Origin of the sequence: Roseibium hamelinense, from assembly GCF_007830545.1 — a bacterium.
In the GTDB taxonomy this organism is placed as follows: Bacteria; Pseudomonadota; Alphaproteobacteria; order Rhizobiales; family Stappiaceae; genus Roseibium; species Roseibium hamelinense.
Genome location: NZ_VLLF01000001.1, coordinates 77,583 through 102,413, shown reverse-complemented (window position 1 = coordinate 102,413; position 24,831 = coordinate 77,583). Strand labels below are relative to the sequence as shown.

The window sequence follows — 24,831 nt, the reverse complement described above, 5'->3', positions numbered from 1 at the left end:
TTCTAGCCCGCTGCCGCTGCCGCCGGGGTCATCGCACCGGCGGAATTCTGTGTGCTGGATTGGCCGTTATCGATCGCGGTAGACGTTGCCGCCTCGTTGAAGCTCTCGTCCGCGCCGTAAATTTCCCGGGCGACATCTGTCGACAGCGCATCCGGGGCACCATCGAACACGATCTTGCCGTCCCGCATTCCGATCACGCGGTCGCAATAGGCACGTGCCGTATCAAGCGTATGGAGATTGCAAAGCACGATCTTGTTGTCGCGCTCGTGGATCTCCCGCAGCGCGTCCATCACGATCTTGGCATTCATCGGGTCGAGCGAGGCGATCGGCTCGTCCGCCAGGACCATGTGCGGGTCCTGCATCAGGGCGCGGGCAATCGCAACACGCTGTTGCTGGCCGCCGGACAACTCCTCGGCGCGTTTTGTGGCTTCCTGCGCAATGCCGAGGCGGTCGAGCGCCGCAAGCGCTGAATTGACGTCGTCCTTGCTGAAGATATTGAACAGGCTTTTCAAAGTGCCGTGTCCGTTCAGCCGGCCGAGCATCACGTTGGTGACAACATCCAGGCGGGGTACCAGGTTGAACTGCTGGAACACCATTGCGCAGTCACGCTGCCAGCGGCGCATCGTGGCGCCCTTCAGGCTCAAGATGTTTTCGCCCTTGAACAGGATTTGGCCGGACGTGGCCGGCGTCAGCCGGTTGATCATGCGCAAAAGCGTTGATTTGCCTGCGCCCGAGCGGCCGATAACCCCGATCATTTGCGGATGATCGATTGAAAAAGTGACCTTGTCGACGGCAGTGCGCACGCCGAAGGTTTTTGTGACGTCCTGGAACTGAATCACAAGCCGGCCCTGTTGTTGCTTTGCTCAATGTTGAGCGCACAAGAGCCACGGCTCTATTACAGTCACATGACAAGGCGGGGCGGCATCCTTGAAGTTTTGATGACTAAATTAAGTCAGTTCAATGAAGCACTTGGCAAAACAGGGTAAATTAATAAGCCGGATAAATTATAATCTTTTGCTCCTCAAGTTTTTCGGTGGTTAAAGTCGGCCTGCCTCCAAACTGGGCATTCCTCAAAAAATTCACAGAACTGTCGTCAAAATGTTGCGCGTCAAAACGGCTCACCCGCTAGGAAGACGGCTTGATGAGCCAGAACACACCGGAGCCGCGCATGCTTTCCCCCGCAGACAAACCCGCCCTCTCCTGCGATCCGTCAATCCACCCTGAAGCGCTGGTTCACGACTGCGAGCTTGGACGATGGACCGAGGTTGGCGCGTTTACGGAAATGCGGCAATCGCAAATGGGCGATTATTCCTACATCGTGCAAGATGGTGATGTGGTGTGGTCGTCCATCGGCAAGTTTTGCTCAATTGCCCGCAAGGTCCGCCTGAACCCCGGCAACCATCCGACCTGGCGGGCGTCTCAACATCACTTCACCTACAGAGCCGCCGCCTATGACCTTGGAGAGGATGATACGGAGTTTTTTGAATGGCGGAAAAAGGATTGGGTGACCATCGGGCATGATGTGTGGGTTGGCCATGGCGTGACCGTTCTTGCCGGAGTGACGGTCGGAACCGGGGCCATTTTGGCTGCTGGAGCGGTCGTTGCCAAAGACGTGCCGCCCTACACAATTGTCGGCGGTGTTGCTGCGAAGCCGATCAAGCGCCGGTTTTCGGAGCAGCAAGCAGAAGCACTGATGGACATCGCCTGGTGGGACTGGGACCATGCCATGCTCAAACAGCGCCTGCCGGACTTCCGGTCCTTGTCAATCGATGCGTTCATTGAAAAATACCGCTGAATTCAGCCTTTGACTGCAATTCAGGCGCGCCTTACTATACAGCGCATGAACAGAGTTGCATCATGCCACCGCCGCTGACACGGCTTACGCTATACGTTGCGGACACGACAGACGTGGCACATTTTTATGGTCGTCACTTCGGCTACATCGCGCATCCCAAACCCGGCGGTCTGATTGAGCTCCATCCTCCCGGTGAGGGAATTCATCTGCTGCTACACCCCCTTGCCAAAGGCCGAAAGTCCGGCCAAACGCTGGTCAAGCTGTCGTTTTACGTCGTGGATGTGGAGGAGGCCAAAGCAACCTTTGCCGCCCAGGGCCTGGATTTTGGCCCCACCCATCAAGGGGACGGATATCAGTTTTCCAATTCGCGCGATCCGGCCGGAAACGCGATATCGATCACCAGCCGTGTTTTTGCGCCCGAGCCGATTGCGTGACGGCCCGGAGGCACCGGCCAGCCATCATTTGCACATGAGCCAAACCGTCGAAGTCCTCAAGCAAAACCTCGGTCCGTCTGTGAAGCGGTGGCGGCTGGTCAATCGCGTCAAACAGGAGGCGCTCGCGCTGGATCTGGGCGTTTCACAGTCCATGATATCGCGGTGGGAAAGCGGACGCACCGAGCCAGAAGGGCGCGAGCGGTCGCGGCTTGTGCGGATTGTTCTCGCACGGCCCAGTACGGCGGCCGACAAAGCTCTGCTCGAGCTTGTTTCGGCATCAGCCGACCGCGTACACCTTGTCTGCGATCTCACGCACCGGCTGCTGGCCGTTTCCCCGGCGCGGGCGCGCGAATGGCATGCCCCGGTCTCGGCGCTCAAGGGTACCTCGCTTTGGTCGTTCGCGTCCGATGGCATCCAAGAAGCCGAACACCGCCTTGACGCGGCCGGCTGGTTCGAGCCACACGCGCCTGACATCGTCTTTCAGACCGAGCGCGCGGATTTTACGGCGATGACCATTCCCGAAAGCCGCGTGAAAATAACACGTGTTCCGCTATCCGACGGTTCGTATGCAAGGCTGGTGCGCGCTGTTGAGGTTGCCGCCGCCTGAATAAAAAATTCAGGGCATCGCCACGAACCGGGTCACTGCGTAGATTAGCGGCCATGACGCACAAAACCGACAGCGACGATCCCGCCACAATTGACCATGGCCGTTTGTCCGGCATTCTTGCTTTTTTGCAGGCAGCCGAACAACTCAAGGACACCTTGCGCTCCGGACGGACCCGAACCGGACGAGCGGAGAGCACTGCGGAGCACAGCTGGGGCCTGTGCCTGTTGGTTGTTTTGTTTGGCAGGGACCTGCCCGGAATCGATGTCGAAAAGCTCTTGAAGCTGTGCGTTGTTCATGATCTTGGCGAAGCCATTTCTGGTGACGTTCCAGCCCCGGCGCAAAAAAGCGGAGACCGTCGGCGGGAACGGGAAAGGCGGGATTTTCAAAGCCTTTGCGCGCCTCTGCCCTCCGCGCTAGCGGGCGATTTGCTAAGCCTTTGGGACGAGTACGCCGAGGGGCGGACCGAGGAGGCACGCCTTGCAAAGGCCTTTGACAAACTGGAGACGATGCTTCAGCACCTGGTCGGCAAAAATCCGCCGGATTTTGATTTTTCTTTCAACCTTGCATATGGGCGCCGGGAGACAGATTTTCATCCCCTAACCCGGGCCCTGCGAGAAAAAGTCGACGAGTTGACCCGGGCCAGACTGGACGAGCGCCGCCCGACACCAGCCCGGGGCGGTTGATTTAAACGTAGGCGCTCAAAGAACGAACGCGTACACCGGCGGTGCCGGATTTTACATCTACCTGGCCAGAATCGAGCGAGACAGCGCGCTGCCGCGCCTCCACCTGGTTTGAGCCGACCTTTAGATGCTCCAGTCCAACCATGATTTCGTTCCACTCGGCCGTACAGTTCGAGCTGCCGAATTTGGCGGTCACACGCTTCATCACCATGGCCTTCAAGTCGACCTGTGTGCCGACCCAATTGAAGCAGCCCCAGTTGGAAATGATGTTGTATTTGTCGAACTGCATGCGCAGGCCGTAAACGGATTCGCACTTACCACCATAATAGGTGTCCATGTTGAAGCCGTAGATCGACGAAAAATCCCAGCCGAACTTTTTTACGTAACTGGAGTCCTTGAAAGTCCGGGTCACCGGCCCGTGAAAGGTTTCGGTGGTCTCGCCCTTGATCGTGCGATCATGGTCCTTACCGGACAGCTCAAGTTTGCCTGTGTCACCACCTGCCTTGATCTTCAGGCTCTTTTTGGATCCGCTCTTGATCTGGATCGAGCCGTCCTCCGAGGTCAGCTCAATGGCATCCGACACCGTGGTGGTCATTGTGCCGTCGACATCAAGAGCATAGTCGCCATTGGTCATCTGGTGGTAGTCGGCGGTCTCGAGATACATTTTTTCGCCGGACCTGATCAGGATCCGGCCATCGCAAGCAAGCAGGATACCCTCTGCACCGCCCGCAGCCTGTGTGTAGGCGGCCTCTTCATCGCCTTCATCGTGAATGTGCTGCGCGGGATAGATGTCTTCCACCATGCCCTCCGCATGCGCACCGCGCTCAAAGTCCGAGTATTCGCCGAGCCGCAACACCGCACCTGGAGCATGCTCCGTTGTCTTGTCGCTGTTCGGCACGAACAGGAAGGCGTACCGCGTCTGCGCACGGTCGCAGCTCTCCTGAGGTGCATCGGGTGCGTCCGGCTGCTCTGGAAACGGCTTGTGATGGTGTGGCGGACGATGCGGATGGCGCAAAGTGTCCAAGTGATCCCAGGCATGCAGGGCCATGTGTCATTCTCCTTATTATTATTTTGCCGCAAAAAATTCCGGCGTCCGTTGTCAGGATTCACCGGAATAACTGCGATAAGCTGGAGTGACACACCTGCACCAAATCAGGATGTGCTGCGCGTCACAAATCAGTCATAAAACTGAATTTTTGTTACGCCAACTAACCTAAAAGCGAAGCAGGAACAGATGCTTAATAATAATGAAATCAAATTGACTTAACGCATTGTTTTCGTTGCGTAAGTTTGACTAATTGGTCAAATTTTAGCTTTTGAATACCTGCTATGCAGGCAGACTTTCGCTAGCCAGTACCGCTTTCGACGAACCCTCTGCCAACGTCAAAACAACCCTTTGGTGTATTTCCCTTCGAAGAGGCGACCTTGTCGGGAAAAAACCGGCCTACAGAAACTGTCCCATTCCGAACAGCGATAAAGCTGCCGCTTTCCACTTCGAGCCACTCGCCCGGAGCCTCATCAAGTGGTTCAGACACAATCGATATGCCGTCACCGTAGCAGCGGTAATAGAGCGTTGGTGCCAGATGGTCTGATGCATAACGCGCGGCATAGAGTGTTTCGCCGTCGGACCAGCAAGATGCAAAGCGCATGAAAGGCGCACCGCCTTGGGTCCGGGCCATGTCCTCGAGTTCGCGCACGGCCCTTGCCATGGCGGGCACGGGTTCTTCGGACAGACCATATCCGCATGCGATCAAGAACAGCGCTTCGCTGTCGGTCGCACCGGTCCGGTGCGCATAAAGAGCGTCGGGAATGAGATTGTCGATGCGGCGCCGAAAATGGTCATAGCCGCCAATCTGGCCGTTATGCATGAAACTCCACCGGCCGACCGTGAAGGGATGGCAATTGTCGCGTACTGTGGCCGTGCCTGTCGAGGCGCGCACGTGGGCAAGGAAAACCGACGCCTTCACATGATGCGCAAGCTGCAGCAGGTTCGGGTCTGACCAAGCCGGCCGAACATCCTTGTAGACGCACGGCGTGAGCCGTTCACCGTACCACGCCGCTCCAAAACCGTCCGCGTTCACGGACGTCTTGCAGCTCAAGGCGTGGCGGCTTTGTTCAATCAGGGAATGCTGGGGATCGCAAATCAGCTCTTCAAGGTATTTCGGAGCGCCGCTCCAGGCTGCCCATCTGCACATTATGCCGCCTCTTTCGACACCTTGAACCGTGCGGTGGTCTCATCACAGCTGTAGGACAGGCAAACCGGATAAGGGTTGCGGGTCAGTTCGTCGACCGCACCAATAACGAAATCGGCCTTTTCGCCGGTCATCAGAGCGCTGAGATTCAGCCGGGTCCAACCGGGCTTCTGCAGCTCTTCGCCATCCAAGATGCTTTGCCGGATGGCACTTGAATCTGCTTCGCCGATTTCGAGCAAACGGTGCGCATATGGGCCCGCACAGGCGCAGCCGCCCCGCGCTTGTATGCCATAAACATCCGACAGCATTCGGGTGACAAGCTGCTGGTGTATGTAGCCGCCGTTTTCGAGATCCTTTACCCGGAACGAGACCATCGGCAACGGCGCGTGCGCATTGGGCTTCCCCATAAATTCGATGGCCGGATTGTTTTTCCAGACGCTCAGAGCCTTTGCCCGCAGCTCCTGATGGCGCGCGTCGAGACAAGCTTGCCCGATCGCCTCCTTTACCAGAAACACCAGGGCTGCACGTATGTCGCCGACAACATTTGGTGTACCGGCCTCTTCACGAGAGGCAATGTTCTGAGAATAATCGTGTGCCCAAGGAGAGACAAAGCGGACGGTGCCACCGCCCGGAAACACCGGAATGTTTTTGGCAACGGCGTCCTTGCGCACAATCATGACACCTGAGGCGCCAGGGCCTCCCGGAAACTTATGTGCGGACACGACGACCGCATCCTTTTCCGCATCCGTGCCAGCCTTCATATCAATCGGCAAATACGGTCCGCTTCCGGCGCAATCCCAAACGCTCAACGCGCCATATTTTTTCAAAAGACGGGTGACGGCATCAGCATCAGTCACGATGCCGGTTACATTCGACATCAGCGAAAACGCTCCGACAATCAGTCGCTGATCTCCAGCCATATTCAAGACATGCTCGAGTTCGGCCAAGTCCGGGCCGCCGGCCGGTGCCTCACCGATCTCGACAACATCGGCGCCGCTCTCACGCCAGGGCAGAATGTTGGAATGATGCTCATACGGCCCAAGAATCACCAGCGGCATGGCCTGACGGCGCACGGCATCGCTGACACCCAAAAGATGCACCAGCCGATTAAGGCCGGCCGTAGCACCGGAGCCGGTGAAGACAGTCGCAAACGCATCCGTTGCGCCGCAGCAGCGCGCAATTTCAGAGCGCGCCCGCTCGCGCAGACGGGTCATGTAGCTGCCGCACCAAGATGCTTCGGTGTGACTGTTCGCATAGTAGGGCAAGACATTGTCCATCACGAAGGTCTCGATCTGGCGCAATGCGCGGCCGGAGGCGACGTAATCGGCATAGATAAGCGTTTTTGGACCGAACGGACCGTCAATGACAGCGCCCTCGCCGATCAATCCGGCCTGCAGGCGTGCGATCAGATCCGGCTTCTGCAAATCGGTTTTGAATGCATCCAGAGCAGACGGCTCATTCGTTGTCATGATCACCTCCAAGTCTATTTGAGACGATCATATGACCCTACGCACTGTGATTTCCTCACCTAATTTTATTGCTGTGACCCTAAAATTGTGTCATTTGAACTTTTATGAGCCAAAAAATCGATCATATTGACCGCGCGCTCCTGAGAGCCTTGCAAAAAGATGCCAGATTGTCGCAGCGTGACCTGGCCGACCAGGTAGGCCTGTCGCAAAATGCCTGTTGGCGGCGATTGAAATCCTTGAATGAAAACGGACTGGTCAAAAGCCATACCATCCGGCTCGATCCGGCAGAACTCGGGCTCACTTTGACTGTCTTCGTCATGATCCGTACCCGCCATCACTCGCGGGACTGGCTGGATACCTTCCGTACGGAAGTCTCCTCGATCCCCAATGTGATCGACTTTTACCGGATCGCCGGAGACTACGACTACATGCTCAAGGTCATGGCCGAAGACATGAACGCCTTCGACCGGATCTATCAGCGGCTGATCACCAAAGTCGATCTGGATACCGTAACCTCGTACATGACCATGGAGGCGATCGCGGACAGCCGCGATGTGCCGATTTGACGCCGCTTGGGGCTCTTCCCCCTCCGTTCTTGTGTTAGCGCCTGCGATGACCGCCGCCGCGGCGGGCGCCGCCCCCGCGGTTTGCAGGGCGCGCCTGCGGCCGCGACTGTGGCCTGTTCCGCTGAACAGTCCGCTGACGCTGTACCTGCCGGTTTCCGGCGTCCCGGGCCCTGTGATCCCGGTTCAGGTGCGCGGGCGCCTGCGGCCGTTGTGCCGGGCGGGTTGCAGGCCGCTGAGCCGGCCGATTGGCTGGACGGCTGACATTCGGGCGATCCGCCGGCCGGGTTTCGGCCGGACGATTGGCCGGACGATTCGCTGGGCGGTTGGCGGGCCGTTCGCCGGCAGGCAGGTTTGCCGGACGGTTCGGACGGTTCTGGATCCGGTCGCCTGCCGGACGGTTGGCGATGGCTGCCCCGACACCGGCGCCTGCCGCCGCCCCGCCGATCGCAGCGCCCAGATTGCCATTCCCGAGATTTCCTGCTCCAAGGTCATTGGCCCGGTCCCGGATCTGGTCCCGGCTCGGACGGGCAACTTCCGACCAGCGTCCGCCTTCAAATTTTTGCCAGTCCTCGCCGGTGCGCCGATAAACCGAGCCATCGCGACCCGCAAAGACATCTCCACGCCGGTCGAGCGAGGCAAGACGTCCCGCATTCCCGGTTTTCTGCCAGCGCTGCACGGCTCCCGCCTGAATGTCGCGTGTCCGTGCCCATTGCGGACCGGACACGACCGAACCGCCCCAGGAGCCATAGATCCCGCGCGCACCGCCAGCCACGACACGGTTCCCCGTGCGTGGATTGTAAGCGGAAATAAACCCGGCACTTCCGCGCGGACCGCTGATCGCGCCGCCGCGGATATACCCGCCGGTGCGTGGATTGTAGATCCCGCCGCCAGCAATGCCACGCCGCGGTCCGTAAGCGTATCCATACCGGCCATATGTGCCGCGTACAGGGTTGTAAAACGCCCCGATGCCGTAGGTGACCGGACGGGGAAAATAGATCGGCCGCACGCCAGGCCGGTACCATGGCCGGTACCAGTATCCGGTGCCATAAACGAAAACGCCCCATGATAGGAAGCCGGTCAGATACCCCATCGTGTACCCGTACCAGACGGCGTCCGGCTCGCTTTCATAAACACGGACATAGGTCACGTTATAGACCGGGGATGCCGGCGGGATGGTATAGATTTCGTCGGGAACGGCAGCCGCCACTTCAAACGGGCCTTGCGGGCTTTCGCCGACAAACCAGACACCGTTCTGCAACACATAATATTTGTCGCCGACCTTGATGACCTGCTCATTGGTGTTCACCGCGTAGGACATTCGGGTCCCGTCGATTTCGGCGAATTCCGGATCCCCGGCATAGGCAACATCGGCGCTGAGAGTGCCAAGTTCAACACGTGCCGTGGTGGGAATGCTGGCCTTCAGCCGGGCTTGCGCTGCCTCGGATGTAGACGGCACGGATGCGCGGACCGAATAATAGGGCGCATCTTCTGGAATATTCAGAAAATCGCTTGGAAGGTCCGGCGTCGTAAACACCCAAGGTCCCTCGAGAGACGCGGATTTGAACCAGCGGCCAGAGACCAGGATGTACCAGGTTGAGGTCTCTTTCAGGAAGAAAACATCGCTGTCGGTGTTGGAGGCCCATTCAAGCCCAGTGTTTGGCACCGGTTCGAGTTTCGGCTCTCCGTCGAAAACAATCATTTCCGCAGGCGTGTCGGAATAGATTACCTTTGGCGGTACGTTGTCCGGAAACGGCTCTGCCGGAATGGCCTCACGTGTCTCGCTCCAATTGTCGTCATCCGGCAGGTTTGTAATCGGATCGGGCAAGGTTTCAACGGGTGTCCAGCCGGTCTTGATATCGGAGCTGGTCAGCCAGGATTTTTCGTCGCGCAGATAAAATGCGCCGTCCCCGGTTTTTAGGATGTCCCAATTGGTATTGACGACAAAGCTGAGACCTGAATCCCCTTTCACCGGTCCAATGATAGGTTCACCATCAGTTTGAACCAAAATGGCGGGTTCGGTGCTGATGAAGATCGGTGGTGCGTCTTCACCCAGGCCCTGCACATCCTCCATACGTTTGTATTCGGCAAGGCTTGCGGTGATGCGGTCTTCTTGCAGCGTGATCGTACCCGTCGGCATAATCTTGCCGACTTGCAGGGTCAAATCGGTCAGGTCGGCCCGGTCAAGCGCAGAAAAATCCAACTCCGTGACCAGAAGATTGCTGACAACAACCTCTTCTGTACTCGTGTCGGCTTGCGTGTCACCACTGACCCCGATCACCCCAAAGACCGGATTGTCCTTGTCGTCTTTCACGTATTCGGCCGCAACGAGGGCCTTGAGCTTTTTGAAGTTCTCCCAATCGGTGATTTGCGGCTGATAGAGGACAAGTGTCGCGCCGTTGCCTGTCTCATAACTGCGCGGCCAGCCGGTTGTTTCCTCCGGTTCTGTCAGTTGCAGATAGTTGCCTGACACGAAGCCGTTTTGCCCGTTATATGTGACCGAACACCAGGCGCCGGAATCGTCGCACTCACCCAGCTCGACCTGGGATCCATTGGGCAAGGTCCCGAAAGACCCAAAGCCGGTCCCCGGTCCTTCCCGAAAATTCACATTTGCCGTCGTAACGGCAGGCGCAGCCAAAGCACCATTCACAAAAACGGTTTGTGCGGCCATGCAGCCGGAAACGAGCACAGTAATGAATTTCTTCATGCAAATACGGCTCTCCCTGAACGCGCCCGATCAGACATAGAGCCTGTGCCGGCGCAAGATGTATCTAGTCGGCAGCCTTATGAGACGGTTTGTTATGACGCCCTGAGAACGTTACGTCAGAACCGCAAAACGCGCGTACGTGTTTCCATGTAGGGGCGGCAAGAAGTTGGAAAGACGCTATCGAAATCCGGCGAGCTGCTCCGTTCAGCCCTGATGCCGGCGCAAAAACCCAACAAGACCGCTAGTTGGTGTAACGCTTAAGGATCTTTTCGACTGCCCCTGTCTCAACCAGGTGTGAAATGGCTGCATCCAGCATCACCACCACATCTTCGGGCAAATGGCGGCTAAACATGACCCAATGGTCATAGGAGTGGAACTTGGCTGGCGCGACGATCAACCCTTTGTCTTTCCACTCCTGGTCGAGATAATAGTTTAAGCCAAGACTATGATAATAAAACGCTTTCACGCGTCCTTCAGCGACCAGATGCAACGCCTCATCTGGCGTTTGAACCAGTATTGGCTTTTCATTGCCCGCCATTTTTCGCTCGAGAAAACGGGTCACTCCGGCTCCCCGCAACGCTACGATTGGGGAACCGTGTTTTGAAAGGTCTTCAAAACTTTGCGCCGGAGGTGCCTCTGACGCACGAACGCCAACCACATGGAAAACACTGTAAAGCGGCTGTGAACTGAAGATGAAGCGCTGCTCCCGAGAGGCGTTTTTAGCAGCACCACAATCTAGATCCGACGTCCCCTGATCAAGGTTGACCAGCATGCGTTTTCGCGGGGTAAATTGTTCGGGAAATTCAAAGACAACTTTGCCACCCAGGTGGGCTTCAATAGCGCGGTAAAGATCGGGACATATGCCGGAAGCCTACGGGTCTGTTGACCCGTACTTTGGCTGTGTATCTTGGAAATCGACGGTCAGACGAACCGGATTGTCTGACTTCGCCTCAATGGAAAAGAAAACCCAACAGACGGCAATCCACATGCAAAAGAACGTCTTAGGAAAGTTTCCGTGTAGAAACACAATCCGACACCTCTCGGTTTAGACTGGGCGCTTGTATGGAGTTGCAGCAGCTTTACGTATAGCACATCCGTTTTAAGCCGAACGAACAAATATCGATATTGGTATTATATTGAGCTTAAAGACCTATTGAGCAAAAAGCTTAAAATTGTAACCAACGCGCAACACTTGACCGAAACGACCCAACAAACACCGCCGGCCGTCAGGCTCCGGCTGCCCGCCGCCTCACTGCTCACATCCAGCCATCGCCCGAAACCAGATTGCCTCAGGCAGCAGACGACAGTTTGCCCAGTTGAACCGGAACGGTCTGCCCGGTACGGGCAGACTGCTGGGCAGCAAGGCCCATTGCAACAGCGCGCCAACCGTCCTCCAAGGAGACTTCAGGCACCGCCGTTTGACCGCGCACAAGCGCCAAAAACCGTTCGTGCTGATAAAAGGTCGACCCATTGTGGTCCCCGGCAGCAAGCAAGTCCGGATCAACCGGCACATCGATCACCTGAGGCCCCTTCGGTGCTCTCGGGCTGACAACAAGTTGCGGGACTGGCGGCTGGCCAAGGGTCGGCGGCCAGAACCTGCCCGGTCCGGGAACGAAGGCTTCGATTTTCCCCGCAGGTCCAACAGCTGAGATTTCTTCCTGATATCTTGCGCCCTCAGCAAACATGCAAAGTTCCAGCATGGCGCGCGCGCCACTCTGGAACTCTGCGATTACATAACCATGATCCAGAACGTCTGGCGTTTCCCCCTCGTAGCGCTCGGTCAAGTGGTTTGTCGCCTGCCCGCCCGAGGCCATGATCCGCACCGGCTCGGATTTCAGTATCAGGCGCATCAGATCAAAAAAGTGGCAGCATTTTTCAACGAATGTGCCGCCGGAATAGCGGTTAAACCGGTTCCAGGCGCCGACCTTGTCCAAAAACGGAAACCGGTGCTCGCGGATTGTCAGCATGGAAATACCTCCGGTCGCCTCGTGGGCGCGCTCGATCAAGGCGGCGATTGGCGGCATGTAGCGGTATTCCATCGCCACCCACACGGGCGCGGGATAAGCCGCCCGGAATGCCTCCAGACGCTGCAGATCCTGCGGATCGGTGAACAGCGGCTTTTCGACCAGAAGCGGCAGCGGACGGGTGGCGCGGATTTCCTCCATCTGAGCGACGTGATGGTGGTTCGGACTGGCGATCAAAATGCAGTCGAGAGAGGAAACCTCCAGCAGTTCGGCGACAGACCCGACCATCTGCGCGTCTGGCGCAATGCGCGCTGCGCGGGCGGCCATTTCGACATCGGGCTCAAATATTACGCTGACGCGGGCGCCGGGCAGCAATGCGATATTGTGCAAATGCTCCTGCCCCATCATGCCACAGCCGATGATGCCGTAGTTTACAGTCGCGGACATTCAATGCTCCTTACTTCAGACGCTGCACGTAGAGCGCCTTGTCCGGGTCGAACCAGGTTTTTGAAAACTCTATGGGCACTGGTCCGTTCGACCAGCTGAGCCGCTCAATGTAGCCGGTGACGGCTCCGGGCTCTTTCGGGAACCGGTCGGGCGCCCAATCCGGCACCGCGCCGATCCCGACCCTGTCCTCTGCCCGGGTAATCCAAAAGCCAAGCTGCTTTTGGTAGGTGTGATAAAGCGAATCCGAAATCTGCTCCAGGGTGAGCAGTCCTGCGCTGGCATCCAGCCAAATTTCCTCAACAGCGATGACCGCGTCGTTCAAATAGCGCAAACGGCGAATTCGGGTACCGGTCTCGGCAAGGCCGAAGTGTTTGAGATCCGCAGGCTTTTCAAGGCGGTCGACGCTCAGGATATCGGCGCGGGGCAACCCGCCGCCGGAATGCAATTCCAACCGGAACATGGCGTAAACGCTGTTGGTCTCGCCAGCCTGCCGGATGTAATTGCCCGATCCCTGAACCCGTTCCAGGAGCCCTTTATCGGTCAATTCGGCCAAGGCTTTGCGCAACGTGCCAACCGAGATGCCGAGGTCGTTCGCCATGTCCCGTTCGGGCGGCAAACGCTCGCCATCAATCAAGCGCCCAGCCGCGATGTCACGGATCAGCAGCTCGCTGATCTGAACATAAAGCGGCAGGGCATTCGCGCTTTGCGACGCGGAATTCATGAGGTGCAACAACCTGTCTTCCAAAAATTGATACACTATTGATTTACATCAAAGCGGATGCTACGCAAGAAAAAACGACACGGAATTTGGGGAGAACACATATGACCGTAGTCCCGGTCACATCACCAGATCTGGATGGGGCGGAAGTTTCCTGGTTTTCAGCGCTCTGCTCGGACGACTACCAGTTTCTCGGCATCCCCGAAGGTCACTTGCGCTCGTCCTGGGAGCACTGTTCTGAGATCGTAAAAACGGCTGAAATACAGGGCTTTCGCAACATTCTTTGCCCATCTTCCTACCAGGTCGGCCAGGACACACTGTCTTTCGTGGCCGGCTGCGCACCGATCACAGAGCACATCAACATGCTGGCTGCAGTGCGCTGCGGCGAGATGCAGCCGATCATGCTGGCACGCACCATCGCGACCCTCGATCACATGCTGAAAGGCCGTCTGACGGTCAACATCATCTCGTCGAATTTTCCGGGCGAGGAAGCCGACAGCAGCTACCGTTACCAGCGCTCGCGCGAGGTGGTTCAGATCCTCAAGCAGGCCTGGACCCGCGACGAAATCAACCACGAGGGCCAGGTTTATTCATTCAAGGGTTTGACGACGGATCCGGCACGCCCCTATCAGACCGGCGGACCGCTGCTCTACTTCGGCGGATACTCGCCGGACGCGCTCGACCTGTGCGGCGAGCACTGCGATGTCTATTTGATGTGGCCGGAAAAGACCGAGGAGCTGGAAGGCCGCATGAAAGCGGTCAACGCGGTTGCAGAAAAATATGACCGGACACTCGATTATGGGCTGAGGGTCCACATGATTGTGCGCGATACCGAACAGGAAGCGCGCGAATATGCCGACTATATCGTTTCCAAGCTGGATGCCGATCAGGGCAAGGAAATCCGCGAACGCGCGCTGGATGCCAAATCGCTGGGCGTCAGTCATCAGGCGAAAAACCGGGATGTGGCCGATGACGACGGCTACATCGAGCAGAATCTTTGGACCGGTGTTGGCCGCGCGAGGTCCGGCTGCGGTGCCGCGCTTGTCGGCTCGACCGATCAGATCATGTCCAAGATCGAAACCTATCAGAAAATGGGTATCCGGGCCTTCATCTTCTCCGGCTATCCGCATATCGAGGAGGCGGAGCATTTCGGATCCCGCGTCATGCCGAACCTGAAGACCATATCCCTTCCGCACGCTTACGGCCGCGTTCCGGTCGACACCCCCGCAACACCTCTTGGCAATGGAGTCCGACGCTGATGCAACGCCTTTCCCTGACCCCGGATCTGGAATTCAGCCGATTGGTCTATGGCATGTGGCGTCTTGGCGACGGCACCGACACGTCGCCGGCGCATGTTGAAGCCAAAGTCCAGTCCTGTCTCGACCAGGGTATTACCACCTTCGACCAGGCAGATATTTACGGCGGCTATCAGGCCGAAGCCTTGTTGGGCGCCGCCCTGAAGGCCAACCCGTCCCTGCGGGCGAAGATGGAAATCGTTACCAAATGCGACATCATCGCCCCGATGGGGCGGTATGCATCTGCAAGCGTGAAACACTACGACACCTCGCGTGCTCATATTGAACAATCGGTCGAGACCTCGCTCCGGGAGATGGCGATCGACACGATCGATCTTCTGCTGATCCATCGTCCCGACCCGTTGATGGACCACCATGAGACAGGTTCAGCGCTCGACGATCTCGTCAAGAGCGGCAAGGTGCGCGCCGTCGGCGTGTCGAATTTCCGCCCATGGGACTGGGACCTGCTGCAGTCGGCGATGACGACGAAGCTCGCGACCAACCAGATCGAAATCAGCCTGTCGGAAATCGGCCCGTTCACCAATGGCGATCTGGCCTTCCACCAAAAACTTGGAACCCGCCTGATGGCCTGGTCGCCGCTTGGCGGCGGATCCGTGATGACCGGCCAGGGCCAACTCGGCAGCGTTCTGGATGAAATCGCGGCCGATGCGGGCGTCGACCGGTCCGCCGTTGCAATCGCGTTCCTTCTGGCACATCCGGCCGGAATCATCCCGGTCATGGGTACCAACAATCTGGAGCGCATCGGCAAGATCTCCGACGCCATCAAAGTCAAGCTGGATCGCGAAACCTGGTACCGCCTGTACGAGGCGGCCCTTGGAAAAGAGGTGCCCTGATGACCATGCAGACATCCAATCATCCTGTCACCTTTGCGCCGGACGCTGAAAACACCCGCCTCCTGCGGGATGCTTTCGGGCGGTTTGCAACGGGCGTCACCGTTGTCACCACAGCCACCCCGGACGGGCCTGTGGGGATCACGGCCAACAGCTTTTCCTCCGTTTCACTTGACCCGCCATTGGTCATGTGGGCACCAGACAAGGGATCGCGCCGCTTCCGCTACTTTGAGCCGGCCGAACACTACGCGATCCACATTCTCAGCCACCACCAGGCAGAGCTGTGTCACGGCTTTTCAAAGAATGCGCATGCATTCGACGACCTGGAACTGACCAGCAATGCACGGGGGGTTCCCCTGATCGAACATTGCCTTGCACGCTTCGAATGTGAACGCGTGGCCGCTTATGAAGGTGGCGATCACCTGATTGTTCTGGGTAAGGTGGTGAAAGCTGAAATGCGCGAGGGGGACGCGCTGACATTTTACGCCGGGAAACTCGGCCAATTGGCGCACAAAAAATAAGGCGCATTGCGGCAGGCCTTCAAAACGGCCGCCGTTTTGAATGGGAGGGCCCACATGGGCGCATTGCTGGCGGTGCTCAAGCCGCTCGGGTGGTTTAACGCATTCGTCCTGAAAATCGGGCGGGCCATCGGTGTTGTGGCCATGGCGGCCATGGTGGTCGCCATTTTGATTCAGGTCGTCTTCCGCTACGGTTTTAACAACGCCCTGCCCTGGCCCGATGAGGCCGCGCGATTCTGCATGCTCTGGATGACCGGGCTGGTGGCCCCAACAGCCTTCCGGCGCGGCGGCTTTGTTGCCATCGACATGGTCCCGCTGGCGCTGCCCCGGACAATTGGCGCCCTGCTGAACCTGTTCCTGCTCATTGTCTGCCTCACGGTTCTGACCGTTGCCGTGCAGATTGGCTACAAAGAAGTCACCGGATTCGGCGGCAAGTTCGCCACAGCATCCTTGTACCTGCCCTTGAACCTCGGCTTTTCCGAATGGTTCCGTATTCCGCGCAGCTGGATGATGGCCTCGCTTTTGGTCGGCGTCGCTCTGCTCATTTCAGTCAATATCGAGTTGATCCTGCGCAACCTGATCAAGTTGCTCGGTGGCTCCAAGGAGTTGCCGGCGATCCCCGATGCCGAGATGGCAGGAGCCGAATAATGCTGATCTGGTTTCTGCCCGTCTTTCTTGTGCTTCTCATGGTTGGCCTCCCGGTGTTTTTCGGGCTGCTGGCCGCCCCGGGCATATTGTTGTGGCTGAATGGCCAGGAACGCGATATCACCTTGCTATACCGCAATGTTTACAATGGGATGGACAGTTTTCCTCTCATGGCGATCCCGTTCTTCATGCTGGCCGGAGAATTGATGAACCGCGGCGGCATCACGCTGCGCCTGGTCGAGTTCAGCCAGGCCCTGATGGGCCATCTGCGCGGCGGGCTGGCCCATGTAAACGTTCTGTCTTCCATGCTGTTTGCCGGCCTGTCCGGCTCCGCCGTGGCCGACACGTCCGCGCTCGGCTCCATGCTGATCCCGGCCATGGAAAAACAAGGCTACACTCGTAAATTCGCGGCAGCCATCACGGCCGCAAGTTCGGTCATCGGCCCGATCATCCCACCATCGGGCATCATGATCATCTACGCCTATGTCATGGGCGAGAGCGTTGCGGCCCTATTCCTTGCCGGCATCGTTCCCGGTGTCATGGTCGGCATCGGTCTGATGGTCATGATCAAGGTTCTGGCGGACAAGTATGATTTTCCGGTCGCGAGCCGGAAATCCACATGGGGTGAGCGCGGGCAGGCCTCGCTGAAAGCATTCTTCCCGCTGATGACCCCGGTCATTATCATGGGCGGCATTCTCGGCGGTATCTTCACGCCCACGGAGGCTGCGGCTGTTGCGGTCGCCTATGCGCTGATCATTGGCCTGTTCGTGCTGCGTACCCTGAAAGTGGGCGACATTCCCGACGTCTTGAACCGGGCCGGCATCACATCCGCCGTCGTGCTGCTGCTGGTCGGGGCTGCCATGGCCTTCAAGACAGTCGTCTCCTTGTCCTATGCGCCGCAGATCCTCGCCGACTTCATTCTCAGCCTGTCGGAAAACCCGCTTATCCTGCTGTTCCTGATCAACATCCTGCTGTTCATCGTCGGCATGTTTTTGGATGCAGGCCCGGCAATCATCATTCTCGGACCGATCCTCGGGCCGATCTTCCTCGATCTTGGCGTAGACCCGATTCATTTTGCGATCATCATGAGCGTCAATCTGACCATCGGGCTGGCGACGCCGCCCATGGGGCTTGTGCTGTTCGTCGCAGCCTCTGTGTCGGGCGAAAAGGTCGAGACCATCTCAAAGGCGATCCTGCCGTTTCTGGCCGTTGAAATCGCGGTGATCTTCCTGGTCACCTATTTCCCGGCGTTTTCCATGACAATTCCGCGTTTGACCGGATTTGCAAACTGACTTGAGCACCAAGGGAGGACTATTCATGCTCAAATCGACCCTAAAATGCCTGACGGTGGCGGCAATGCTCGCCGGGTCAGCGCTCAGCGCCGCAGCTGCGGACTATACGCTGCGCGCGACCGCAAACTCGAATGAGAACGATGAAGACTATGACGGCCTCGTTGTCTTCAAGAACTATGTTGAGGCAGCCTCGAACGGTGCGATCGAAGTCGAGCTTTTCATCGGTACACAGCTGTGCTCAAACGGTGCCGAATGTCTGCAAGGTGTGGCAGACGGCTCCATCGATATTTACATCTCCACCTCTGGCGGGGCGTCGGGCATCTTTCCATACGTTCAGGTTCTCGACCTGCCGTATCTGATGGCCGATGACCGCATCGCAGAGCATGTGCTTCAGGGCGATTTTACGCGCACCATGCGCGATATGGCCCTTGAAGACAGCGACAACATGATCCGGCTGATGACCGTGGGCAACACGGGCGGGTGGCGCAACTTCGCCAACACGAAGCGCCGCATCGCCGAGCCGGCCGACATGGAGGGCCTGAAGATCCGCACCGTCGTTGCGGACCTGCCGCAGGAGCTCGTCAAGGCGCTTGGCGCCTCCCCGACCCCGATCCCGTGGCCGGAGCTGTTCACCTCGTTCCAGACCGGTGTTGTCGAAGGGTCCAAGAACGGCATCACCGACATTATGGGCATGAAGTTCCCCGATGCCGGCCTGCAATATGTCACGCTGGACGGCCATGCTTACATGGGCGCCCTGTGGTGGATGAACAACGAGAAATTCCTGTCGATGCCGGAAGATATGCGCCGTGTCGTGGTCGACGGCTTTTATGCGCTTCAACAGGCAACCTTCGCGTCCCCGAAGCGCAAATCGATCCAGGCATATGAGGACTTTGTTGCAGGCGGGGGCGATCTTTATGTTCCGACCCCCGAGCAAAAGGAAGCTTTCAAGGAAGCCGCAACCCCGGTCTATGACTGGTTCAAGGAAAATGTTGCCCGCGGCGACGAAATTTTCGGTGCGCTCACCGAGGCCGTGGCAGAAGCTGAACGGGAAGTTGGTTCTGATCGTCAGGCCGATCTGAACTGACCGCAAAGGCTTGCGAAGGGGCCGGATTTCCGGCCCCATTTTTTCGCAACCGGCAGCAAACCAAATTTCATTAAAACAACCAGTAGATTAGCACGGCCGTCAAATGCTACCCATTCGAGATCTCTGACACCGGAATAGCTCATGGCCGCCGCTTCTTCACCGATTACCAAGCTTGAACCGCCGCAAATTTATGAAATCCGCGACGAAGCGGTCGTGCTTGACTCAGATCTTGCCCGCCTGTTCGGCCTGTCGACCTCAAAATTCAATCAGCGTGTCAAGGCGCATCTGGAGCGGTTTGAGGGCGGCTATGCCTTTCAACTGACTGAAGATGAGGCGGAAATCTTGATATACCAATCTGGTACATCAAGTGGCCATGGCGGACGCCGGACACCACCCTGGGTGTTCACCGAACATGGGGCGGCAATGGCGGCAACGATAATCCGCACGCCTGAGGCTGTTGATGCAACCCGGTTCATCATCAAGACTTTTGTTGCAGCCCGAAAGTCCGGTATCGGCCCGAAAGCAGCCTCTCAGGCGCTGGTCGCCAAACAGGATGCCCTGCCCGCTCCGGATGGGACGAAAGAGGGATTGCTTGTCAAACTGGACGCGGCTCTTGGAAGGGTTCTGGACGCCATAGCAGATCCGGCATCAGACACGACAGTGCGCGATGAAGCGCGGGCGATTGCGCTTGAAGGGTTGAATGCGGTGAAGGCGCATCTGCGCAAACAGGGGGTGCAGAACGAAAAAACGCTGGCCGAGATCCAAAAGCTCTTAAAAGAGGCCGAAGCCATCGACGCAGAGGTCACGGCCAAGCATATTGAAAACGATCACAGGCGCCTTGCCTATCTCGCGAAGCAGTTGCGCATCGTCATCGAAGTTCAGCGCTACATGGAAAATGGCAGCGTGGATGGGCTCCTGGCGGTGCTGAAAGACCTGGGAGGCTGAAGCGGCTCAGCGGAACGGATACATCCAGACCTTGTAGTCGCTGACAAGAACATGGGCTTTTTCAATCTCTTCCGGTGTCATTTTCTTGACGACCTCCTCCAGCGAGATGGCCGCATCCGGATCGCCTCCGATGGCCGACAGCGTGTACCACATGTAAGCGCGCACAAGATCAGGCGCCGGCATCCCGCGCCCCACCTCGTAATACCACCCAACACCCGATTGAGCGCCCGGGTGTCCCTTCATGGCGCTGCGCAGATACCATTCAAACGCCCGTTGATCGTCCCGCTCGACACCGAGACCCATGGCATACATGACGCCGATCAACTCCTCCGCATCGGCATTGCCGGAACGGGCGGCAGGCCAAAGCGCTTCATAGGCGGCTTGGAACTGCCCCTCTTCCATCAGGTCGCGCGCATCCTCGATTTCTGCAAAGGCAGCACCCGTCGCAACAAGCATTCCGAAAAGACTGGCGCTCAACAGGTTTCTCATTGTGTCTTGTCGCTCTCCCTGTTGGCCTTAAGCCTTTGCACATACGCCGATGCGGCGCACTCGGAACCGGTTCTTCCGCCGCCGCTGACCGCTTACGACTTCATCGTGTTCGATCAGAAGCAGGCCGCGCTCGGGCAGCTGTTGTTTTACGACAAGATCCTGTCGGGCAACAAGAACATCAGCTGCGGCACGTGTCATCACCCGGCTTTCGGGACAGGCGACGGTCTGTCACTTGGCATTGGGGAAGGCGGAGACGGACTTGGACCGAAACGCACGGCTGGGCGCGGCGAAAACCGCATAAAAAAGCGTATTCCCCGGAACGCCCCAGGCCTTTGGAATCTCGGCGCCAGGGAATTGACTGTCACGTTTCATGACGGGCGCTTGTCCGTCAGCGATATTTACGAAAACGGCTTCAATTCACCTGCAGAGGAGTGGCTGCCGACAGGGTTCAATTCCCTGCTCGCCGCCCAGGCCGTCTTTCCCCTGGTTGCGCAATTCGAGATGGCCGGAAACCCGAAGGAAAACGAGATTGCCGGTGCCGTTCACGACCGGATCGATGCGGCCTGGCCGATTCTTGCCAAGCGCGTGCGTGTGATCCCGGACTACGGACGGAAATTTGTCGGTGCTTTCGACCATATCAAGTCGCCCGAAGACGTCACGATCGTCGACATCGCCAATGCACTGGCCGCTTTCCAGGCAACCGAGTGGCAAAGCTTCGACAGTCCGTTCGACCGGTATCTGGCGGGCGATTCCAACGCGCTTTCGAACCAGCAAAAACAAGGCCTTGATCTGTTTTTCGGGAAAGCCGGGTGCGCGCGTTGCCACTCCGGCCCGCTTCTAAGCGATCAGAAATTCCATGCCCTCGGCCTTCCTCCCTTCGGTCCGGGCCGCACCCGGCGGTTTGATCCCATGGTGCGCGATACCGGGCGCATGGCCGAAAGCGACCGCCTGGAAGACGCGTACCGCTTCCGCACGCCCATGCTTCGCAATGTCGAACTGACCGCTCCGTACGGCCACAACGGCGCCTACCCAACGCTGGAGGGCATTATCCGCCATCATCTCGACCCTAACGGAATGCTGGCCCGGTGGAGGCCGGAACTCGCTGATCTGCCCTCTGCCCCCTGGCTGGAGGCAATCGATTTTGTGGTTTGGCAGGACAGCCGCGAGTTGGCGCGCCAAAAACGCGTCCGCGACGTCGTGCCGACCCCTGTTTCGAATGCCGAAATCGATGCTATAGTGGCATTTATGAAAGCGCTTACAGGCACAGATTCCGTCGCCTCCCCACCTCTTGGAATTCCTCAGACTGTCCCGAGCGGACTGCCGATCGACAAATAACAACAAGGACGTTTCAAATGATCGAAACGCTCAAGGCCCGGGCGCAAGAGCTGTTTCCCGGCTTTGCAATAGCTGGCCTCGTTGCCATCGCCGCACAGTTCTTGAATGAACACTACGGCGCGCCGGCCATGCTGATGGCAATCCTGCTCGGCATGCCGCTCAATTTCCTGGCCGAGGAAAAACGCACTGCGGAGGGTGTCGCGTTTTCCGCCAAAACACTGTTGCGGATTGGCGTGGCGCTGCTGGGTGTCCGGATTTCGGTTGAGATGGTGCAATCGCTAGGGCTGCCCATGCTGATTGTCATCGTAAGCGGGGTCGGCGCTACGATCGGGTTTTCATTGCTGATCGGTCGATTGTTCGGCCGTGACCGGCTGTTCTCGTTTTTGTCTGGTGGGGCCGTTGCCATCTGCGGCGCGTCGGCTGCCATGGCAATCGGGTCTATTCTTCCCAAGCGCGAGCATGCCGAACGCGATCTGGCCTTCACGGTGATCACCGTCACCGTGCTTTCCACCCTGGCCATGATCTTTTATCCGATCCTGACCAGCTATCTGAAGCTGAACATGGACCAGACCGGCGTCTTTCTGGGCGGCACGATCCATGATGTCGCCCAAGTGGTGGGGGCAGGCTTTTCCATCTCCGAAGAAACCGGCGATCTGTCGACCTTGGTCAAACTGATCCGGGTGACGTTGCTGGCCCCGGTTGTTTTCATCGCGGCTCTCATTCTGCGCAGCAGCGTGGAGCCAGGCACAAAACGCCCGCCCCTGATCCCCGGGTTTGTGATTGCCTTCTTGGTGCTGGCAACGCTCAACTCCTTTGGGCTGATCCCCACTTTTGTGAGCGAATTCGCAAGCCAGGTGGCCAGCTGGGCGCTGCTGGCGGCGATTGCCGCTGTGGGCATGAAAACGTCCATTCCAAAGCTGCTGGAAGTCGGCGGCCCGGCAATTTGGATGGTCGTGACCCAAACGGCGTTTTTGGCCGTGTTTGTACTCGCCGGTATTTGGCTGCTGGGCTAAACCACGCCTGCGCGCGGGCTTTGGTCCGCGGCGGCAGCACCTGTGAAATTTCAGCGTCAAGCGCCTAGATGAGCCTTGAGCCCTGCCACCAACCGCGGCCGGGGGTTTTCTTGTGACGGTGAGTGTGAAATATAGCCAGCACCCTCATTTTCGGCATGCAGTGCAGTCCCGCATATTGGCTGCCCGGTAACCTGATATTCGAAAGCGACTGATGAAGAGCTACATCACCACCCCGATCTATTACGTCAATGGCGCGCCGCATATCGGCCACGCCTACACGTCGATTGTCGCAGACATCCTGAAACGGAACCGTCAGGCGCAAGGGGTTGAGATGCTGCTGTCGACCGGCGTTGACGAGCATGGCCAGAAAAACCAGGAAGCGGCCGCCGATCTCGGAATGGAAATCAGCGCCTATCTCGACATGCGCTGCGCTGAGTTCCGGGAAGTTTTCGACAAGTTTGACGTTCAGTACGACTATTTCGTACGCACCAGCCGCGATGGCCACAAGCAGGCCGTTGCGGATATGGAGCAATCGATTTTCGACAAGGACCTGATCGTCAAGCACGCCTACACCGGGATCTATTGCAAGGGCTGCGAGGAGTTCAAGAAGGAGAGCGATCTGACGGAAGACGGCCAGTGCCCGTTGCACCCGACCATGAAAGTCGAGCAGACGGACGAGACCAACTACTTCCTGAAGATGGAGCCGTTCCGCGAGCGCCTGTTGAAACATATCGAGGACAATCCGGACTTCGTCACGCCGCCCGCCTTCCGTACGGAACTGAAGCAGATGCTGTCGGAGCCGCTGGAAGACCTGTGCATCTCCCGCCCGAAATCGCGCGTGACCCTGGGCGTCGAACTGCCGTTTGATACGGATTTCGTCACCTATGTCTGGTTCGACGCACTGGCCAACTACCTGACCAACATTGGCTGGCCGGAGGACGGCTACCAAGACTGGTGGGCCGATGTCGAGCATCTGATCGGCAAGGACATTCTGAAACCACACGGGGTTTATTGGCCGATCATGCTGATGGCGGCCGGTCTTCCGCTGCCGAAACGGCTTTCGGTGCACAGTCACTGGACGGGTGCAGGCGGTGTGAAAATGTCGAAGTCCATCGGCAATGTGGTCGATCCGAACGAAGTCATGGAGATGATGGGCGTCGATGCCCTGCGCTGGTATCTTGCCCGGCACATGCGGGCCGACAGCGACAGCCAGATCTCGGTCGAACTGATCCGCCAAACCTATAACAGCGAGCTGGGCAACAAGATCGGCAATCTGCTGTCGCGCGTTGCCAAGTTCTCGAACAAGAACTTTGACGGCAAAGTGCCTCAGCCGGGGCCCCTCACCGCGGAGGATGAAGCGCTGCGCAAGACCGTTGTTGACGCCGTAGCCGGGTTTGCCAGCTGGATGTACCTACCCGACATTCCGGGGCGCGTTCAGGCGTTGGTGACAGCGGCCGAAGCCATGAACGAGTATATCGACCAGCAGGCACCCTGGTCGCTGTTCAAGAATGAGGAAACCCGCGAGCGCTGTGCCACCGTGCTTTATGTCACGCTCGACTTGCAGCGCATCTTGTTCGAAGCCTTGACCCAGGTGATTCCGGGCTCGGCGAAAAAGGCTCTTGAGATGCTGGGCGCACCGGAAGTCGCAACGCCATGGAAGGCGGAACTCGACAAGCTGGCAGGCGGCACGCAGCTCGGCGAGATCGTCGCGCTGTTCCCAAGGGTGAATGCACCCGAAGCCGCCTGAACGGCCTGCGCCTTAGAGAAACAAAGACCGCGGATGTCGCC

24 protein-coding genes are annotated in these 24,831 nt (G+C 58.1%); 15 read left to right on the top strand and 9 right to left on the bottom strand.

Features of this window, described 5'->3' with window-relative positions; genetic code table 11:
- Nucleotides 1-2 precede the first annotated feature (2 nt).
- Nucleotides 3-839, bottom strand: a complete 837-nt coding sequence (phnC, locus tag JM93_RS00515) for a phosphonate ABC transporter ATP-binding protein (RefSeq protein ID WP_145340106.1) — start codon at nucleotides 837-839, stop codon at nucleotides 3-5.
- 302 nt (nucleotides 840-1,141) lie between these two features.
- Here phnC and JM93_RS00510 point away from each other — a divergent pair, with 302 nt between their 5' ends.
- The 4 genes from JM93_RS00510 (at nucleotide 1,142) to JM93_RS00495 (ending at nucleotide 3,519) form a co-directional block, all read left to right on the top strand.
- On the top strand, nucleotides 1,142-1,795 hold the full coding sequence (locus tag JM93_RS00510; protein ID WP_244300732.1) for an LbetaH domain-containing protein: 654 nt from the start codon (nucleotides 1,142-1,144) through the stop codon (nucleotides 1,793-1,795).
- A 62-nt stretch (nucleotides 1,796-1,857) separates the two neighbouring features.
- On the top strand, nucleotides 1,858-2,229 hold the full coding sequence (locus JM93_RS00505) for a VOC family protein (RefSeq protein ID WP_145340105.1): 372 nt from the start codon (nucleotides 1,858-1,860) through the stop codon (nucleotides 2,227-2,229).
- Nucleotides 2,230-2,263: 34 nt separating this feature from the next.
- Nucleotides 2,264-2,836, top strand: a complete 573-nt coding sequence (locus JM93_RS00500; RefSeq protein ID WP_145340104.1) for a helix-turn-helix domain-containing protein — start codon at nucleotides 2,264-2,266, stop codon at nucleotides 2,834-2,836.
- Nucleotides 2,837-2,889: 53 nt separating this feature from the next.
- On the top strand, nucleotides 2,890-3,519 hold the full coding sequence (locus JM93_RS00495) for an HD domain-containing protein (RefSeq protein WP_145340103.1): 630 nt from the start codon (nucleotides 2,890-2,892) through the stop codon (nucleotides 3,517-3,519).
- Between the two features lies 1 nt (nucleotide 3,520).
- Here the strand turns inward: JM93_RS00495 and JM93_RS00490 are convergent, their stop codons facing one another.
- The 3 genes from JM93_RS00490 to JM93_RS00480 all read right to left on the bottom strand — a co-directional run bounded on the left by JM93_RS00490 (nucleotide 3,521) and on the right by JM93_RS00480 (nucleotide 7,177).
- Nucleotides 3,521-4,564, bottom strand: a complete 1,044-nt coding sequence (locus JM93_RS00490; protein ID WP_145340102.1) for a hypothetical protein — start codon at nucleotides 4,562-4,564, stop codon at nucleotides 3,521-3,523.
- A 298-nt stretch (nucleotides 4,565-4,862) separates the two neighbouring features.
- On the bottom strand, nucleotides 4,863-5,711 hold the full coding sequence (locus JM93_RS00485; protein WP_145340101.1) for a class II glutamine amidotransferase: 849 nt from the start codon (nucleotides 5,709-5,711) through the stop codon (nucleotides 4,863-4,865).
- A complete protein-coding gene (locus JM93_RS00480; RefSeq protein WP_145340100.1) occupies nucleotides 5,711-7,177 on the bottom strand; it encodes an aminotransferase class V-fold PLP-dependent enzyme in 1,467 nt (488 codons plus the stop codon). Before JM93_RS00480 ends, JM93_RS00485 begins: the two co-directional genes overlap by 1 nt.
- A 104-nt stretch (nucleotides 7,178-7,281) precedes the next feature.
- Between JM93_RS00480 and JM93_RS00475 the strand changes: the two genes are divergently transcribed.
- Nucleotides 7,282-7,743: an Lrp/AsnC family transcriptional regulator gene (locus JM93_RS00475; RefSeq protein ID WP_145340099.1), complete on the top strand. Its 462-nt coding sequence runs from the start codon at nucleotides 7,282-7,284 to the stop codon at nucleotides 7,741-7,743.
- A 34-nt stretch (nucleotides 7,744-7,777) separates the two neighbouring features.
- Here the strand turns inward: JM93_RS00475 and JM93_RS00470 are convergent, their stop codons facing one another.
- The 4 genes from JM93_RS00470 to JM93_RS00455 form a co-directional block, all read right to left on the bottom strand.
- Nucleotides 7,778-10,447, bottom strand: coding sequence for an SH3 domain-containing protein (locus tag JM93_RS00470; RefSeq protein ID WP_145340098.1), 2,670 nt, complete (start codon nucleotides 10,445-10,447; stop codon nucleotides 7,778-7,780).
- 241 nt (nucleotides 10,448-10,688) lie between these two features.
- Nucleotides 10,689-11,309 carry a substrate-binding periplasmic protein gene (locus tag JM93_RS00465; protein WP_145340097.1) on the bottom strand — a complete coding sequence of 207 codons (621 nt, stop codon included), beginning with the start codon at nucleotides 11,307-11,309 and terminating at the stop codon, nucleotides 10,689-10,691.
- A gap of 427 nt (nucleotides 11,310-11,736) precedes the next feature.
- The gene (locus tag JM93_RS00460) at nucleotides 11,737-12,858 is read right to left on the bottom strand and encodes a Gfo/Idh/MocA family protein (RefSeq protein ID WP_145340096.1); all 1,122 of its coding nucleotides are present in this window, start codon (nucleotides 12,856-12,858) and stop codon (nucleotides 11,737-11,739) included.
- A 10-nt stretch (nucleotides 12,859-12,868) separates the two neighbouring features.
- A complete protein-coding gene (locus JM93_RS00455) occupies nucleotides 12,869-13,579 on the bottom strand; it encodes a GntR family transcriptional regulator (RefSeq protein ID WP_145340095.1) in 711 nt (236 codons plus the stop codon).
- A 101-nt stretch (nucleotides 13,580-13,680) separates the two neighbouring features.
- On the opposite strand from JM93_RS00455, the gene JM93_RS00450 reads away from it, so the two are divergent.
- From JM93_RS00450 to JM93_RS00420, 7 genes are all read left to right on the top strand, one after another.
- Nucleotides 13,681-14,835 (top strand): LLM class flavin-dependent oxidoreductase, encoded by a 1,155-nt coding sequence (locus tag JM93_RS00450; RefSeq protein ID WP_145340094.1) that lies wholly within the window; start codon nucleotides 13,681-13,683, stop codon nucleotides 14,833-14,835.
- On the top strand, nucleotides 14,835-15,725 hold the full coding sequence (locus JM93_RS00445) for an aldo/keto reductase (RefSeq protein WP_145340093.1): 891 nt from the start codon (nucleotides 14,835-14,837) through the stop codon (nucleotides 15,723-15,725). Before JM93_RS00450 ends, JM93_RS00445 begins: the two co-directional genes overlap by 1 nt.
- The gene (locus tag JM93_RS00440) at nucleotides 15,725-16,243 is read left to right on the top strand and encodes a flavin reductase family protein (RefSeq protein WP_145340092.1); all 519 of its coding nucleotides are present in this window, start codon (nucleotides 15,725-15,727) and stop codon (nucleotides 16,241-16,243) included. The genes JM93_RS00445 and JM93_RS00440 overlap by 1 nt, the downstream gene beginning before the upstream one ends.
- A gap of 54 nt (nucleotides 16,244-16,297) precedes the next feature.
- Entirely contained in the window at nucleotides 16,298-16,888 is a 591-nt protein-coding gene (locus JM93_RS00435) for a TRAP transporter small permease (RefSeq protein ID WP_145340091.1), read from the top strand.
- Nucleotides 16,888-18,177 carry a TRAP transporter large permease gene (locus JM93_RS00430; RefSeq protein ID WP_145340090.1) on the top strand — a complete coding sequence of 430 codons (1,290 nt, stop codon included), beginning with the start codon at nucleotides 16,888-16,890 and terminating at the stop codon, nucleotides 18,175-18,177. The genes JM93_RS00435 and JM93_RS00430 overlap by 1 nt, the downstream gene beginning before the upstream one ends.
- Before the next feature lie 25 nt (nucleotides 18,178-18,202).
- A complete protein-coding gene (locus JM93_RS00425; RefSeq protein WP_145340089.1) occupies nucleotides 18,203-19,261 on the top strand; it encodes a TRAP transporter substrate-binding protein in 1,059 nt (352 codons plus the stop codon).
- A gap of 141 nt (nucleotides 19,262-19,402) precedes the next feature.
- Nucleotides 19,403-20,206, top strand: a complete 804-nt coding sequence (locus JM93_RS00420; protein WP_145340088.1) for an ORF6N domain-containing protein — start codon at nucleotides 19,403-19,405, stop codon at nucleotides 20,204-20,206.
- 6 nt (nucleotides 20,207-20,212) lie between these two features.
- On the opposite strand, the gene JM93_RS00415 is transcribed toward JM93_RS00420, so the two are convergent.
- The gene (locus JM93_RS00415) at nucleotides 20,213-20,683 is read right to left on the bottom strand and encodes a tetratricopeptide repeat protein (RefSeq protein WP_244300731.1); all 471 of its coding nucleotides are present in this window, start codon (nucleotides 20,681-20,683) and stop codon (nucleotides 20,213-20,215) included.
- Between the two features lie 18 nt (nucleotides 20,684-20,701).
- Between JM93_RS00415 and JM93_RS00410 the strand changes: the two genes are divergently transcribed.
- The 3 genes from JM93_RS00410 (at nucleotide 20,702) to metG (ending at nucleotide 24,790) form a co-directional block, all read left to right on the top strand.
- On the top strand, nucleotides 20,702-22,030 hold the full coding sequence (locus JM93_RS00410; protein ID WP_208994843.1) for a cytochrome-c peroxidase: 1,329 nt from the start codon (nucleotides 20,702-20,704) through the stop codon (nucleotides 22,028-22,030).
- A gap of 17 nt (nucleotides 22,031-22,047) precedes the next feature.
- On the top strand, nucleotides 22,048-23,043 hold the full coding sequence (locus JM93_RS00405; RefSeq protein ID WP_145340086.1) for a YeiH family protein: 996 nt from the start codon (nucleotides 22,048-22,050) through the stop codon (nucleotides 23,041-23,043).
- A 211-nt stretch (nucleotides 23,044-23,254) separates the two neighbouring features.
- Nucleotides 23,255-24,790 carry a methionine--tRNA ligase gene (metG, locus tag JM93_RS00400; protein WP_145340085.1) on the top strand — a complete coding sequence of 512 codons (1,536 nt, stop codon included), beginning with the start codon at nucleotides 23,255-23,257 and terminating at the stop codon, nucleotides 24,788-24,790.
- The last annotated feature ends 41 nt before the right edge of the window (nucleotides 24,791-24,831 follow it).

Bases quoted from the DNA above. Each gene is read 5' to 3' on its own strand.
- JM93_RS00475 (WP_145340099.1), top strand. From the start codon at position 7,282: ATGAGCCAAAAAATCGATCATATTGACCGCGCGCTCCTGAGAGCCTTG.
- JM93_RS00435 (WP_145340091.1), top strand. From the start codon at position 16,298: ATGGGCGCATTGCTGGCGGTGCTCAAGCCGCTCGGGTGGTTTAACGCA.
- JM93_RS00500 (WP_145340104.1), top strand. From the start codon at position 2,264: ATGAGCCAAACCGTCGAAGTCCTCAAGCAAAACCTCGGTCCGTCTGTG.
- JM93_RS00490 (WP_145340102.1), bottom strand. From the start codon at position 4,564: ATGGCCCTGCATGCCTGGGATCACTTGGACACTTTGCGCCATCCGCAT.
- JM93_RS00470 (WP_145340098.1), bottom strand. From the start codon at position 10,447: ATGAAGAAATTCATTACTGTGCTCGTTTCCGGCTGCATGGCCGCACAA.
- JM93_RS00425 (WP_145340089.1), top strand. From the start codon at position 18,203: ATGCTCAAATCGACCCTAAAATGCCTGACGGTGGCGGCAATGCTCGCC.
- JM93_RS00440 (WP_145340092.1), top strand. From the start codon at position 15,725: ATGACCATGCAGACATCCAATCATCCTGTCACCTTTGCGCCGGACGCT.
- JM93_RS00405 (WP_145340086.1), top strand. From the start codon at position 22,048: ATGATCGAAACGCTCAAGGCCCGGGCGCAAGAGCTGTTTCCCGGCTTT.
- JM93_RS00450 (WP_145340094.1), top strand. From the start codon at position 13,681: ATGACCGTAGTCCCGGTCACATCACCAGATCTGGATGGGGCGGAAGTT.
- JM93_RS00455 (WP_145340095.1), bottom strand. From the start codon at position 13,579: ATGAATTCCGCGTCGCAAAGCGCGAATGCCCTGCCGCTTTATGTTCAG.
- JM93_RS00495 (WP_145340103.1), top strand. From the start codon at position 2,890: ATGACGCACAAAACCGACAGCGACGATCCCGCCACAATTGACCATGGC.
- JM93_RS00510 (WP_244300732.1), top strand. From the start codon at position 1,142: ATGAGCCAGAACACACCGGAGCCGCGCATGCTTTCCCCCGCAGACAAA.
- JM93_RS00505 (WP_145340105.1), top strand. From the start codon at position 1,858: ATGCCACCGCCGCTGACACGGCTTACGCTATACGTTGCGGACACGACA.
- JM93_RS00445 (WP_145340093.1), top strand. From the start codon at position 14,835: ATGCAACGCCTTTCCCTGACCCCGGATCTGGAATTCAGCCGATTGGTC.
- metG (WP_145340085.1), top strand. From the start codon at position 23,255: ATGAAGAGCTACATCACCACCCCGATCTATTACGTCAATGGCGCGCCG.
- JM93_RS00485 (WP_145340101.1), bottom strand. From the start codon at position 5,711: ATGTGCAGATGGGCAGCCTGGAGCGGCGCTCCGAAATACCTTGAAGAG.
- JM93_RS00460 (WP_145340096.1), bottom strand. From the start codon at position 12,858: ATGTCCGCGACTGTAAACTACGGCATCATCGGCTGTGGCATGATGGGG.
- JM93_RS00480 (WP_145340100.1), bottom strand. From the start codon at position 7,177: ATGACAACGAATGAGCCGTCTGCTCTGGATGCATTCAAAACCGATTTG.
- JM93_RS00420 (WP_145340088.1), top strand. From the start codon at position 19,403: ATGGCCGCCGCTTCTTCACCGATTACCAAGCTTGAACCGCCGCAAATT.
- JM93_RS00430 (WP_145340090.1), top strand. From the start codon at position 16,888: ATGCTGATCTGGTTTCTGCCCGTCTTTCTTGTGCTTCTCATGGTTGGC.